The following is a 13,455-nucleotide window of genomic DNA, read 5'->3' on the forward strand; positions in this document are numbered from 1 at the left end:
TGCGGGTGCCACGGCGAGGTGCGTGTTCATACGGCCGCCACCTCCTTGTCCTTGTCCGCCTCGCCCTCGCCGTCCTGGTCGATGCCGGCGACGACCTTCAGCAGCCGGTCGTGGTCGACGACGCCGATGGTGCGTCCGCCCTCCACGACGCGGCAGCTCTCGCCGCTGCGGGCGACGGCCTCGATGGCGTCGGAGACGAGCGTGTCCGGGGCCAGGGCGGGGCCGCCGGCGGCGTCGGCCTTCCCGGCGGGGCGCATGGCCCGGCGGACGGAGATGACCTGGTCGCGCGGGACGTCGCGGACGAAGTCCCGTACGTAGTCGTCTGCGGGCCTTGCGACGATCTCCTCGGGCGTGCCGAGCTGCACGATCTCGCCTGCGCGCATCAGCGCGATGCGGTCGCCGAGGCGCAGCGCCTCCTGCAGGTCGTGGGTGATGAAGACCATCGTCCGGCCCTCGGCGCGGTGCAGGCGGATGACCTCCTCCTGCATGTCGCGCCGGATCAGGGGGTCGAGGGCGCTGAACGGCTCGTCGAAGAGGAGGACTTCGGGGTCGACGGCCAGCGCACGCGCCAGTCCGACGCGCTGCTGCTGTCCGCCGGAGAGCTGGCCCGGACGGCGGTCGCCGAGGCCCTGCAGCCCCACCTTCTCGACCATCTCGGCCGCCTTGGCGCGGCGTTCACGCTTGCCGATGCCCTGGATCTCCAGGCCGTAGGCCACGTTGTCGGTGACCGAGCGGTGCGGCAGCAGGCCGAAGTTCTGGAAGACCATGGCGGCGCGGTGGCGGCGCAGCTCGCGCAGCCGCGTCCGGTCCATGCCCAGCACGTCCTCGCCGTCGATCTCCAGCTGCCCGGAGGTCGGTTCGATGAGACGCGTCAGGCACCGGACGAGGGTCGACTTGCCGGAGCCGGAGAGGCCCATGACGACGAAGACCTCGCCCTTGCGCACGTCGAAGGAGACGTCGCGCACAGCGGCGGTACAGCCGGTCCGCTCGGTCAGTTCGGAGCCGGAGAGGCCGGTGAGCTGCTCGTCCCCGGGGACGCGGTTCGCCTTGCCCTTCGGGCCGAAGACCTTCCACAGATTGCGTACGGAGAACACCGGGTTGACCGGGGCGGACTCGCGGGTCTCTGACATCACGCAACACCTCCCGGTGCCGTAGTCGTAGGGGACCGATCGTCGGATCGGATGAGGTCGGCCGCCTTCTCGCCGGTCATCAGCACGCCGATCATGGGGTTGACGGCGGGCATGGTCGGGAAGACGGAGGCGTCCGCGACCCGGATGCCGTCCAGACCGCGGATCTTCAACTGGGGGTCGACGACGGCGAGTTCGTCGTCCGGAGCTCCCATCCGGCAGGTGCCCGCCGGGTGGTAGACGGTGTGCGCGACCTTGCGCGCGTACTCGCTGATCTCCTCGTCCGAGGTGATCCCGGGCCCTGGGCAGACCTCCCGCTTCAGCCACTTCGCGAGGGGTTCGGTACGGGCGACCTCGCGGGCGGCCTTGATGCCGTCGACGAGGGTGCGCCCGTCGTAGTCGTCCTCGTCGGTGAAGTAGCGGAAGTCCAGGGCGGGTTTGACGTCCGGGTCCGCGGAGGTGAGGTAAAGCCGGCCGCGGCTGCGGGGCTTGGGGATGTTCGGCGTCAACGAGACGCCGTGCGGCGGGCGTTCGTAGCCCAGCCGCTCCGGATTGTCGGTGAACGGGATCTGGTAGAAGTGGAACATCAGGTCCGGCCCGCCGGCCTCCGGCTCGCGGCGCAGGAAGAGACCGGCGTCCGAGTCCATCGCGGAGTTGTCGGGGATGGGCCCGTCGGTCTCCCAGACGATGACGGACTCGGGGTGGTCGAGCAGGTTCTCCCCCACGCCCGGCAGGTCGTGCGCCACCTCGATGCCCAGGGCCTCCAGGTCCGCGCGCGGGCCGATGCCCGAGTGCATCAGCAGCCGCGGCGTGTCCACCGCGCCCGCGCAGAGCAGCACTTCGCGACCGGCGGATATCAGCCGTTCCGCGCCGTCCTTGCCGCGTATGTGCACGCCCGTCGCCCTGGTGCCGTCCAGCTCCAGGCGGTACGCCCAGGTCTCCAGCAGGATGTGCAGGTTGGGGCGGTCGCCGGCCTCGATGTGCGGGTGGAGGTAGGCGACGGAGGCGGAGGAGCGCTTGTTGGTCTCCGGGTGGTAGGAGAGGTCGAAGAAGCCGACGCCCTCGTGGAAGGGCTCCTTGTTGAAGCCGTCGATCTCGGGTACGCCCAGGGCCTCCTGCGCGGCGGTGACGAAGTCCCGCGCGATGGCGTTCCGGTCCTGCTCGCCGACGGGGACGATGTTGTTGCGGAGCTTGCCGAAGTAGGGGTCCATGGCGTCCGCGCCCCACCCCTCGGCTCCGGCCGTCTCCCACTCGTCCCAGTCGGAGGGCAGCGGCTTGAAGGAGATCAGCGTGTTGTGCGAGGAGCAGCCGCCGAGCACCTTCGCACGGCTGTGCCGGATGTGGGAGTTGCCGCGTGGCTGCTCGGTGGTGGGGTAGTCGTAGTCGAGCTCGCCGCCGAGCAGTCCGAGCCAGCGGCGCAGGGTGAGCACTTCCGGCCGGTCGACGTCCGACGGTCCGCCCTCGATGAGGGCGACGGTCACGTCCGGGTCCTCGGTGAGCCGTGAGGCGATCACCGACCCGGCCGTACCGCCACCGACGATGACGTAGTCGTAGCTGGTCCTGTCTTGCTGGGACATTGCCGTCTGGTGCTCCTTGAGGTCACACGTTCTTGCGGAGGGTGTGTGCGGTGCTCCGTCAGCCGGAGAACCAGCGGACCGGTTTCGGCCGCAGGTTCTCGTACACGTGTTTCGTTTCGCGGTACTCGGCCAGTCCGTGGGGGCCGAGCTCGCGGCCCACTCCGGACTTGCCGAAACCACCCCACTCCGCCTGCGGCAGATAGGGGTGGAAGTCGTTGATCCACACGGTTCCGTGCCTCAGGCGCGCCGCCACGCGGCGGGCCCGTGCGGTGTCCGAGGAGAACACGCCGCCCGCGAGACCGTATTCGGTGTCGTTGGCCAGGGCCACTGCCTCGTCCTCGGTGCGGAAGGTCTCCACGGTCAGCAGCGGGCCGAAGGTCTCCTCGCGGATGACCTTCATGCCGCGGTGGCAGCCGTCGAGGATCGTCGGGGCGTAGAAGTAGCCGTCGGCCGGGCGCACGTCCGACGGCTCGGGGCGCCGCCCGCCGCAGCGCAGCACGGCACCCTCCTCCAGCGCGGACGCGACGTACGCCTCGGTCTTCGCGAGCTGCTGCGCGGAGACCAGCGGACCGCACTCGACGCCTTCCTCTGTGCCGCGGCCCAGCCGGATCCGCTGGGCACGGGCGGCGAGCTCGGCGACGAAGCGGTCGCGCACCGGCTCCTCGATGATGAGGCGTGCGCCCGCGGAGCAGACCTGGCCGCTGTGGATGAAGGCCGCGTTGAGCGCCTGGTCGACGGCGGTGTCGAAGCCCTCCTCGGTGTCGCAGGCGTCCGCGAAGACGACGTTGGGGTTCTTGCCGCCCAGTTCCAGGGCGACCTTCTTCACGCCGGGGGCCGCGGCCTGGGCGACCTTGGTGCCGGAGACGAGGCCGCCGGTGAAGGAGACCAGGTCCACGTCGGGGTGCTCGGCCAGGCGCGCGCCGACCGGATCGCCGGCGCCCGTCACGAGGTTCGCCACACCGGAGGGCAGGCCCGCCTCGGCCAGCAGCCTCACCAGGTGGACGGTGGTGAGAGGGGTGATCTCGCTGGGTTTGATCACGAACGTGTTGCCCGCCGCCAGTGCGGGAGCGATCTTCCAGCTGGCCTGGAGCAGCGGGTAGTTCCAGGGCGTGATCATGGCGCAGACGCCCACGGGCTCGTGCACGACGACGCTGTGCACGTCGGGGTCGCCCGCGTCCACGACCCGGCCGCCGGACTCCCCGGCGGCGAGGTCCGCGAAGTAGCGGAAGGCCGCCGTCACGTCGTCGACGTCGACGCGGCCCTCCTCCAGGGTCTTGCCCGCGTCCCGCGACTCGGTCAGCCCGATCTCCTCGCGGTCCCGCTGCAGCAGGTCCGCGACGCGACGCAGCAGGGCCGCCCGCTCGGCGACGGGCGTACGGGGCCACTCCCCCTCGTCGAAAGCGGCTCGTGCGGCGGCGACCGCCGCGTCGGTGTCCTCCACGCCGCCCTCGGCGACGACGGCGAGCGTGGTGGCGTCCGCCGGGTCCAGGACGTCACGCGTCCCGCCTCCGGCGGAGGACCGCCACTCACCGTCGATATGAATGCTCTCGATTTCGGACACCCTCTGCACTGCCTTCCGGGCTTTCGACAACGCTGTGTGCCACGAGGAGCGCTCCTCGTGACCACGACGGAACTGCTGCCATGCGCTGGGCACATGGCAAGAGCGAACCCTGCCCCGTCTCGGCGCTTACATGTCCGTGAAGGGGTAACAAGTGGGCTTCCTCACTGGCCGAAGTGCGTCGGACACAGACGAAGCGCCCGCTCAGTCCTGCTTGTGGGGGTTTCTGGAGATTTTCCCGTCCCGTATTGGCAGGCTTTGTCGGCATTACGGCACGAGTGTGGCCGGTGACGCTGTGTGAGCGCCTCGCGCTGCTGCACTGCTCGACTGCAAACCCGATCATCGGCGTGACCGTCGCCCCGTGCGAATCGTTACGCATCGCGGCTGCAGGCGTGGTTCTACGCTGCAGCGAGGAGCAACAGTGATGACCATCGCACTCACCGACAGGACCGCGATGGCCGAGCGATACGAGCCGAGCTTGGACGACCTGTTCGAGCGACTGGAGCGGATGCCCGTCCCCGAGGGCTACAAGACCGAGATCGTCGAGGGCACCGTCTTCATGTCGCCGCGACGGGGCACTCACTGGCAGATCATCTTGAAGATCGTCGTCCAACTGCTCAAGCGCTACAACGACGAGCAGATCATGTCGGACGTGCGCTTCGACTTCCCCGGGCACCTCAACGGCTTCGCTCCCGACGTGGTGGTGCTCGCCAAGGACGCGCGGAAGAACGATCGGGGCCGCTGGCAGCACGGCGACATCGAGTGCGTGGCCGAGGTCATCTCCGAGGACACGGCCGCCAACGACTACCGCAAGAAGAAGCGCGCCTACGCCCTCGCCGGCATCCCCGTCTTCCTGATCGCCGACCCGTACGCCGCCGAGTGCCACGTCCTCACCCACCCCGGGGACGGCGCGTACAAGAGCGAACTCACCGTCGCCTTCGGGGAGAAGATCGATCTCACGGGCACCGTCGCCGGCCTCGTCCTGGAGACGGGGGACTTCCCCACGGAGGCGTGACCCCGCACGGCCCGGCGGCTTCACCCTGTTACGGCGCGTCGGTCTCTCCGTTCGCGCACTGTGCGCCCGAGGGGCAGAAGAAGGCCAGCGCGGTCTCCAGCATCTCCTTCTCGTCGTCCTCGTCACCGTCCTCTTCGGGGCCGTAGGCGACGAGCGCGTACAGCTCGCCGTCCTCGGCCTCGAACCGGTGGTCGATGACGTGCCGGGTGCCGCCGTGCTCTGCCGAGTCGTACGTGTACTCGAGCCGGGCGGCGGCTCCCGCCTCACCGCCGTCGAGGTGGTCGAAGCCCTTGCGGTCGTAGCCCTCGTTCTTCTCGGCGTTCTTCTCCGCCAGTTCGAGCGATTCGTCCGGGTCGGAGTCCTCCACGCCGAAGATCTGCAGCTGGCGGGCGCCGCCCATCGCCTCGTAGAACACGACCTGCGAGCCGTCCTCCCGGCTCTCCGTCCGGCGCTGCCAGCCCTCGGGGACGGCGAGGGTGAACCCCTCGGAGTCCTCCGTCAGCTCGTATCCCGAAGGAGGCTCCGACGAGCCGGAGGGGGACGGCTCCTCCTCGGGCTCCGTCGGCACCTGCGCCGCGGGCGAGGAAGGGGACGGTTCCGACACCACCGGGCCGTGCCCCGCGCTGTCGACGGGGTCCTGCGGCTCGTCCTTCCAGCCGAGCGCCCACGAGCCGAACGCGAGCCCGCAGACGGCGAGGACCGCGAACACGCCCTTCAGGGCCTGCCGCTGCTTGCGGACGGACTCCGTCTGCCGCTGCGAACGCAGCGCGTACGCCTCGTCGTCGACCCACCGCTGGTGCTCCGCGTCGAAGCGGATCATCCCGGTTCACCCCTCACCCTTCTCACCCCAGCACTCCCGCGACCGCCTGCACCACCGTCGCCGCCGAAGCCAGCGCCCCGACCGCCGTCGAACCGGACTCCAGCCGCTCCCGCAGGCGTTCCAGACGTCCGCGGTCCGCCTGCCCGGTGCGGGTGATCTCCCCCTCGATCCGGTCCAGTTCGCCGCCGACGTCACGGGTCTCGTCGCTGGCAGCGAAGACCTCCATCTGCCGGCGGAGGTCGCGTACGGCTTCCAGCACGGCACGCGTCGCCTCGTCCGTCTGCGGAGGCGGGGCGGTGTAGGAGTGCGAAGTGGCCTGGCCGTACCGGCCCGTGGCGACCGCCCCGCCCGACATGCTCCCGATGTGGACGCTGCCGCCCGCGGCTTCCGGCACCCGCTCCCCGCTCCGTCCGCCGACCGTCGAGTCGTCCGGGCTGCCGGTCGCCGCTTCGCCGGATGTCATGTGAAGCTCCCCTCCCTGTGCTCCGCCCGGCCGTGCTCACCGGTGGCGACCGCCCCGCCGCTCATCTCCTTGATGAACACGCCGCCGTCGCGCACGTTCACGATCTGCTGCTCGAAGCGGTCCGTGCGGTAGCCGTGCTGCTCCAGGGCGTCCCGCACTCCGCTGGCGATGCGGTCCTGGACCGTCTTGATGTAGCGGCTGACGTCCATCTCCTGGAAGAGCGACAGCTCGGACGTGCCGGCCAGCTCCCGGATGGAGACGAGCGGCGCGTCCGGAGCGGCGTGCTCCGGCGAGGAGAGCCACACGCGGCAGACCGAGAACAGCGCCCGCATCGCGGCGATCCCCGCGGCGGCAGTGACGGCCGGCGCCGTCAGAAGGGCGAAGACGCCCTCCCTCAGCGGCCCCTCGGCATGGCGCTCGACGACCGCGTCCACCTCGCGGAAGCTCTCGGCGATCGGACCGAGCACGTGCGGAACGACCTCCAGGACGAGCATCCCGCCCTGCGTGTGCACCCTGACCAGCAGGGTCACGACCACCTGCTCATCCCACGCCCCCACGCGCACGCGGATGAAGTGGCGGCGCGCCTCCCCGCCTTCGTCGACGGACTCCGCCAGATGCGCCTGCACGTTCTCGGCGCTGTAGACCCCGCCGTCCCGGCGCACGCCGGAGGGCAGATAGACGAACTCCCCGATCTCGAGCTCGCGCAGCCGGTCCCTGCTGGTGCGGGCCGCGGACTCGCGGAGCGCGACCAGCCGCGGCATGATCATGCCCAGGACGTGGCGGTTGGACAGGTGCGTCTCGCCCTGGCTCGGTACGCCGTGCTCGAACTCCTTCTTGCGGCGCAGCTCCAGCGCGAACGACCACGGCTTGTACGGCACGCCCGCCCCGACGAAAGGCCGGTTGGCGTCGTACAGGGCGGCCTGGGCGTGCTGTTCGCGGTCGAGGGCCTCACCGACCAGGTGGTAGCGCTGCGTCAGCGGGAGGTCGGGCTGCACCGCCGTGGCGAACTTCTCGCGGCTGAGCTGCTCGCGCAGCACGCTCGTCACCCGGACCCGGTGCCACCACACGACGGCCGCCAGCAGCAGCGGGAAGATCACCGGGAGGGGGTTCTCCGAGACGCCCGTCACGGCGGTGACCCAGTACACGGCGGCGAACAGCCGGGCGGCGAGGGTGACGACCTTGCCGAGCATCCGCCGCGCCCCCGAGCGGGCCCACCAGCGCGGCGCCCTGGACTGCATGTACACCAGCGTCTCGCGTCCGGACACGGCACGGCCGGCCCACAGGGCGAGGACGACGGCGGCGTAGAACAGCACCCACGCCGTGGGCTGTTCGGAGAGGGACGTCCCCGAGCCGAAGTCGGAGAGGAAGACCAGCCGGAGCATCTCGTCGAAGGGGAGGCCGGTGCCGCCGAACCTGTCCTCCATGGAGTCCCACGTCAGCACCGCGGAGGCGGCGAAGAACGCGAGCCACACCCCCGCCATGGCCAGGGCGGTGCGGACCTCCTGCTGACGGGCTCTCAGTGCGTGGGCGAGGACGGGGCGCAGATCGACGCCGAGCGACGGCGGCACCGGACGCTCCGCGTGGCCGATCAGCTCGTCTATGACGCGCTGCCGGAATGCGGAGTTCAACCGCGCGCCCGCGCACAGCAGTCGGGTCGCCTCGCTGTGAGCAGGCGTGTGCGCTGCGTGACTCAAGACAGTCCCCCGATTTCCCCTAAGGTCTGGTCCAGGGAGGTCACGAACATACCCGAGGATGCGGGCGGCGGGCCACGTCGGAGGGTCGCCCTGTGGATAACTGTTAGGGAACAACGGTGACTTGAGGGCCGGTCAGCGCGCGGAGGGCCTCCGCGGGCCGCGGATCCCGCGCGGGGAGCAACGCGGCGGGCCCGCGGTTCGGGAGCTGATCGCTCCCGAACCGCGGGCCCGCCGGATCCGGTCTGCTGCGGCCGTCGCGCAGACGGCCGGCCGTCGCGTCAGAGCAGCCCGAGGCCCCGGACCGCTTCGCGCTCCTCGGAGAGCTCCTGGACGGAGGCGTCGATGCGGGTGCGGGAGAAGTCGTTGATCTCCAGGCCCTGCACGATCTCGTACGACCCTCCCGAGCAGGTCACGGGGAAGGACGAGATCAGGCCCTCGGGGACCCCGTAGGAACCGTCCGAGGGGATGCCCATCGAGGTCCAGTCGCCGGACGGGGTGCCGTTGACCCAGGTGTGCACGTGGTCGATGGCGGCGTTGGCGGCCGAGGCGGCCGAAGATGCGCCGCGTGCCTCGATGATGGCGGCGCCGCGCTTGGCGACGGTCGGGATGAACTCCTCGGCCAGCCACTTCTCGTCGTTGACGGTCTCGGCGGCGTTCTTGCCGGCGATCTCGGCGTTGAAGATGTCGGGGTACTGCGTGGCCGAGTGGTTGCCCCAGATCGTCAGCCTCTTGATGTCCGCGACCTGCGTGCCCGTCTTCTTCGCGAGCTGGGTGAGCGCGCGGTTGTGGTCGAGCCGCGTCATGGCGGTGAAGCGCTCCGCCGGCACGTCCGGGGCGGCGGCCTGGGCGATGAGCGCGTTGGTGTTGGCGGGGTTGCCGACGACGAGGACCTTCACGTCGTCCGCCGCGTGGTCGTTGATGGCCTTGCCCTGCGGCTTGAAGATGCCGCCGTTGGCCTCCAGCAGGTCCCCGCGCTCCATGCCCTTCGTGCGGGGACGGGCGCCGACGAGCAGGCCGACGTTGGCACCGTCGAAGGCGACGTTCGGGTCGTCCGTGATGTCGATGCCCTGCAGCAGCGGGAAGGCGCAGTCGTCGAGCTCCATGGCGGTGCCCTCGGCGGCCTTCAGAGCCGGCGTGATCTCCAGCAGCCGCAGCTTGACGGGCACGTCGGCACCGAGCAGCTGGCCGGAGGCGATACGGAAGAGCAGCGCGTAGCCGATCTGGCCGGCCGCTCCGGTGACGGTGACATTGACGGGGGTGCGGGTCATGGCGGTCTCCGTAGTACCTGGCGGTGGCAGTTCCGAGGCGGGGTCCTTCCCCGGCACACCTCCCCGGGTCCTCCTCCGCGGCGAAGCGTGCGGGGAAGCCAGGGGAAGAAGCCTGTGGGAACGCGCCCTGCCCGATCCGGGAAGTCTCTCTACGTCAAGAGACCCCGCGCCAGGCTATCCGACGCCCGATACGCGCCGGCAGCCGCCCGCGCAAGGAGGGGTTGCGCGGGAGGCTGCCGGTCGCCGCCAGCCCGTGGGGGGAGCTGGTATGGCGCCTGCCCGGAATCGCACAACCCATGCATGCGCATTCATCCGAACTCGAACGGCCCGCGGCGCGGTTGGCGCGCGGGGCGACGAACCGCTGGTCCGGGGCGTGCGGAGGGGGCGGAGCGCCGCGCATCGCACCCGCGAGACGGCGCGGATCACGCCCTCCGCGCGGGTCCGGCGGGCACGGGCCGCACGGCCTACGTCGCGCGCCCGCGCCCCTGTTGGGCCTGCCGCCCCGCCCGTCAGGGGGTCGACGGCTGCGCCGCCGGCGCCGAGGGTTCCGTCCCGTCGCCGGACTCGGCGGCGCCGCCGGTCTCCGCCACGCCACCCGGTTCGGTGCATCCGGTGGTGCCCGCCGCGAGGGTGGCGCAGGCGCGCGCCTCCGTCGCGGAGCTGACGGCCACCATCTCGGTGTAGGCGTCGTTCGTCGAGCCGACCTCGTCGCTCTCGGCGTGCCCGCCCGCGCTGATCTTCAGCCCGTCCCCCTGGGCGGCACCGGTGATCCGGCCCCAGGCGGCCTTGCACACCTTGCTGTAGCGCACCTCGACCATGCTCGGACCGACGAAGGCGGAGCTGCTGCTCTTGACGTTCTGCCCGCCGCAGCCCATCTCCTCCGGGTCCTTGCCGATGCAGTCCTCGCCCTGGCACTTCACGCCCGCCGGCAGGTTCGGAGCGGTCTTGGAAGGCGAGGGCTTCGGCGAGGCTTTGCTGTTGTCCGTCACCCCGGGAAGCCCGAACATCAGCACCCCGACGGCGATCACGGCGAACGCACCGGCGGCACCCGCGAAGAGAGCCGCGTACCGCACCTTGCGGGAAGCCCCCTCGGGATCCTGCGGAGCCGCCTGCGGCGCCGGGCCCTGGGAGCCGCCGGGAGGTACGGAGACCCCGGGCGACGCCGCCGCGCCGGGAGCGGCGGCACCCTCCGCGGCCTCGCGCAGGGAGGCGACGCTGCCCAGGACGTACGTCCCCGACGAGTCGCTCTCCGCAGCGGGTGAACGCTCCTGCGTCGCGGGCCATGCGCCCAGGTCGACCCGCTGACGCTCCCTCGCCGCTCCCCTGCGGGGAAGCGGCCGCAGCATCGCCGTGTGGTCGTCCCCCGGCGGCTTCTCGAAGTCCGGGCGCCCGGCCCGGCCGGAAGCGGCGCCGCTGCCCGAGAGTTCGGACGCGGAAGGCGGAGCCGCCGAAGTGGCGGCGGGTCCGCGGGTGTTGAGAGGCTCGGCGTCGTTCCCGCCCGCGGCAGGCGCGTCGCCGCGTGACGCGCCCTTGCCCTTCTTGCCTGCCTGCTTCCCCCCGTCGGCCTCGCCCTTGGCCTTCGTCTTGTTGCGGGGGCGCTTCTTGCCCTTGGCGGGCTCGTCCCAGAACTCGCCGAGCGCCTCACGCGCCTGGGCGACGCGGATGGCCTCCATCGTGACGTCGTGCCGCATCTCCGCGCGGCTCCACGCCCGTTCGGCCAGTTCCCACATCGTCTCCAGGTGACGGATGTCGGTGTCGGTCACCTCCGCCAGAGCGTGCGCCGCGCCGCGCGGCGGCAGCAGCCGGCCGCCCAGGTACTTCTCCCAGGACGACTTGCTGTAGCCCGTGCGGTCGGCGACCGTCGCGACGCTCATCCCGCTGCGGTCCACCAGCCTCCTCAGCTGGCTGGTGAACTCGCGTATCTGCGGGTCCAGTTCCTCCGGTAGCGGCCTCCACCGAGGCATGTGCCTCCCCCTCGTCCCCCGAATTCGTCGACATTCCCCGCGCTTGGTCGTCACTAGTCTGCCACCACGACGCGCCGGTGCGGCCATGGCGGGGGCCCGCACTTCACCGTGGAAGTACGGGCCCTCTCCCGGCGTCACCCGGTGTGTCGGCGCACGTGCCCTACGCCGTCGACGGCGCCCCGGAATGCCGGAGTGGCGGCTCTCCGCGGCGCTTGTCCGCTACTGGGTTCCTTCGCTGCCTCTGATCGTGAAGTGGAGGATGTCCTCCAGGATCGGGATGCTCAGTATCGGGTCGGGCTGCGCCATCAGCGCCAGCAGGAAGATGGCCAGACCGAGCAGCCCGTACGTCAGCATGTCCGTGAACGCGGAACGGACCGCGAGCATCCCCACCGACGGCATGAACCTGCGCAGTACCGCGCCGCCGATCAGCGAACCTCCGATGATCAGGGTCCCCGCGCGGAACTCCCCGATCGTCACCAGCAGTCCGATCAGCACCCCGCAGCACACCGCGAGCAGCGGCCATTGGCGGTAGGGCGCCGCGTGTCCGGCTCCCATCGCCCGCCGGCCGCCCTCGGGGCGGGCCGTGTCCCGCGTCACCGTGGGGAAGCGGCGCGTGCCGCGTGCGTTGACCTTCATACCCTCACCACTCGAGATCTCGACGGCCCGGCGGCCCCGTCCGGCCTCACCGGGGGTCCTGGACGGGCTCCACGCCCCGCTCGGCCGCCTCGACGACGTTGACGAGCAGCTGCGCGCGGGTCATCGGGCCGACGCCGCCGGGGTTCGGTGAGATCCATGCCGCGACCTCCGCCACACCAGGATGCACGTCGCCCACGATCTTGCCGTGCTCGTCCCGGCTGACGCCCACGTCCAGGACGGCCGAGCCGGGGCGCACGTCCTCCGGCTTGATCAGGTGGGGCACCCCCGCCGCGGCCACGACGACGTCCGCCTGCCGCAGCAGCGCCGGCAGGTCGCGCGTACCGGTGTGGCACTGCGTCACCGTGGCGTTGACGCCGCGCCGGGTCAGGAGCAGCGGGATGGACCGTCCGACGGTGATACCGCGCCCGACGACGACCACGTGCGCCCCGTTCAGCTCGACCTCGTGGCGGCGAAGAAGCTGGATGATGCCCTGAGGCGTGCAGGGCAGCGGGCCCGGCTCGTTCAGCACCAGGCGGCCCAGGCTCGTGGGGTGCAGCCCGTCCGCGTCCTTGGCCGGGTCCATGAGCTGGAGCACCCGGTTCGTGTCGATGCCCCGGGGGAGCGGCAGCTGCACGATGTAACCGGTGCACTCCGGGTCGTCGTTCAGCTCGCGTACGACAGCCTCGATCTCCTCCTGGCCGGCCGTCGCGGGCAGCTCGCGCTGGATCGAGTTGACGCCGATCTGCCGGCTGTCGCGGTGCTTGCCTGCGACGTACTTCTGGCTGCCGACGTCGTCGCCGACCAGCAGGGTGCCGAGGCCGGGCGTGACGCCCCGCTCCCTGAGCGCCGCGACGCGCTCCTTCAGGTCGGACTTGATCGATGCCGCCGTGGCCTTGCCGTCGAGAATCTGGGCCGTCATGGGTCCCATACTCCCGGATACGGGGCGCCGGGCAGAAATCCGTATCGCTCCGCAGGACGAGGTACGCCCGGCGGGCACCCCGGGCCCGGGTCCGTTCGCGCCCCGCCCTGTGTGCAGACCGTGTGACGGAACGAGGGCGGGAGGGCGCACCGGATAACGGGGCCCTCGGGCATCACATTGCGGATTCGCCACATTCCCGGATCCAGCTGGACAGCGTCGCACTTCGCCGACCACCATGAAGCGGCGGCCCCACGCCCGGACTTGGAAGACAGTCCGCTGGGCGCCGCAGCATCGGGGGAGGCACATCGTGCATAACCGCACACCTCACGCAGTCCGCGTCCACGTCGGCGTCTGCGGGGGCGGAACTGTCGTTCCCCCGAGAACTTCGGCCCATTCCGCTCCCAGACGAAGCAC

General features: G+C 71.2%; 11 protein-coding genes. 1 reads left to right on the plus strand and 10 read right to left on the minus strand.

The genetic code is table 11. The features are described 5' to 3' along the window. Positions 1 to 26: 26 nt before the first annotated feature. From IEY56_RS18010 to IEY56_RS18020, 3 genes are read right to left on the minus strand one after another with little or no spacing between them, the layout of a single operon-like run. Positions 27 to 1,130, minus strand: coding sequence for a quaternary amine ABC transporter ATP-binding protein (locus IEY56_RS18010; RefSeq protein ID WP_189038226.1), 1,104 nt, complete (start codon positions 1,128 to 1,130; stop codon positions 27 to 29). Then, on the minus strand, positions 1,130 to 2,704 hold the full coding sequence (locus tag IEY56_RS18015) for a GMC family oxidoreductase (RefSeq protein WP_189038227.1): 1,575 nt from the start codon (positions 2,702 to 2,704) through the stop codon (positions 1,130 to 1,132). The genes IEY56_RS18010 and IEY56_RS18015 overlap by 1 nt, the downstream gene beginning before the upstream one ends. 58 nt (positions 2,705 to 2,762) lie before the next feature. Further along, positions 2,763 to 4,265 carry an aldehyde dehydrogenase family protein gene (locus tag IEY56_RS18020; RefSeq protein WP_189038228.1) on the minus strand — a complete coding sequence of 501 codons (1,503 nt, stop codon included), beginning with the start codon at positions 4,263 to 4,265 and terminating at the stop codon, positions 2,763 to 2,765. Positions 4,266 to 4,686: 421 nt separating this feature from the next. Here IEY56_RS18020 and IEY56_RS18025 point away from each other — a divergent pair, with 421 nt between their 5' ends. Continuing rightward, positions 4,687 to 5,277 (plus strand): Uma2 family endonuclease, encoded by a 591-nt coding sequence (locus IEY56_RS18025; protein WP_189038229.1) that lies wholly within the window; start codon positions 4,687 to 4,689, stop codon positions 5,275 to 5,277. A gap of 28 nt (positions 5,278 to 5,305) precedes the next feature. Here the strand turns inward: IEY56_RS18025 and IEY56_RS18030 are convergent, their stop codons facing one another. From IEY56_RS18030 to IEY56_RS18060, 7 genes are all read right to left on the minus strand, one after another. Next, positions 5,306 to 6,097, minus strand: a complete 792-nt coding sequence (locus IEY56_RS18030) for a serine/threonine kinase C-terminal domain-containing protein (RefSeq protein ID WP_189038230.1) — start codon at positions 6,095 to 6,097, stop codon at positions 5,306 to 5,308. 22 nt (positions 6,098 to 6,119) lie between these two features. After that, on the minus strand, positions 6,120 to 6,560 hold the full coding sequence (locus IEY56_RS18035) for a hypothetical protein (RefSeq protein WP_189038231.1): 441 nt from the start codon (positions 6,558 to 6,560) through the stop codon (positions 6,120 to 6,122). Further along, complete coding sequence (locus IEY56_RS18040; RefSeq protein ID WP_189038232.1) at positions 6,557 to 8,188, minus strand: AbeC-like domain-containing protein; 1,632 nt, start codon at positions 8,186 to 8,188, stop codon at positions 6,557 to 6,559. The genes IEY56_RS18035 and IEY56_RS18040 overlap by 4 nt, the downstream gene beginning before the upstream one ends. Before the next feature lie 344 nt (positions 8,189 to 8,532). Further along, a complete protein-coding gene (locus IEY56_RS18045; RefSeq protein WP_189038233.1) occupies positions 8,533 to 9,522 on the minus strand; it encodes a malate dehydrogenase in 990 nt (329 codons plus the stop codon). A 509-nt stretch (positions 9,523 to 10,031) separates the two neighbouring features. Next, positions 10,032 to 11,486 carry a DUF2690 domain-containing protein gene (locus IEY56_RS18050; protein WP_189038234.1) on the minus strand — a complete coding sequence of 485 codons (1,455 nt, stop codon included), beginning with the start codon at positions 11,484 to 11,486 and terminating at the stop codon, positions 10,032 to 10,034. Between the two features lie 219 nt (positions 11,487 to 11,705). After that, positions 11,706 to 12,122 (minus strand): DUF3017 domain-containing protein, encoded by a 417-nt coding sequence (locus IEY56_RS18055; RefSeq protein ID WP_189038235.1) that lies wholly within the window; start codon positions 12,120 to 12,122, stop codon positions 11,706 to 11,708. A 46-nt stretch (positions 12,123 to 12,168) separates the two neighbouring features. Then, positions 12,169 to 13,041 (minus strand): bifunctional methylenetetrahydrofolate dehydrogenase/methenyltetrahydrofolate cyclohydrolase, encoded by an 873-nt coding sequence (locus tag IEY56_RS18060; RefSeq protein WP_189038236.1) that lies wholly within the window; start codon positions 13,039 to 13,041, stop codon positions 12,169 to 12,171. Between the last annotated feature and the right edge of the window lie 414 nt (positions 13,042 to 13,455).

The organism is Streptomyces daqingensis (genome assembly GCF_014645895.1).
Lineage (GTDB): Bacteria > Actinomycetota > Actinomycetes > Streptomycetales > Streptomycetaceae > Streptomyces > Streptomyces daqingensis.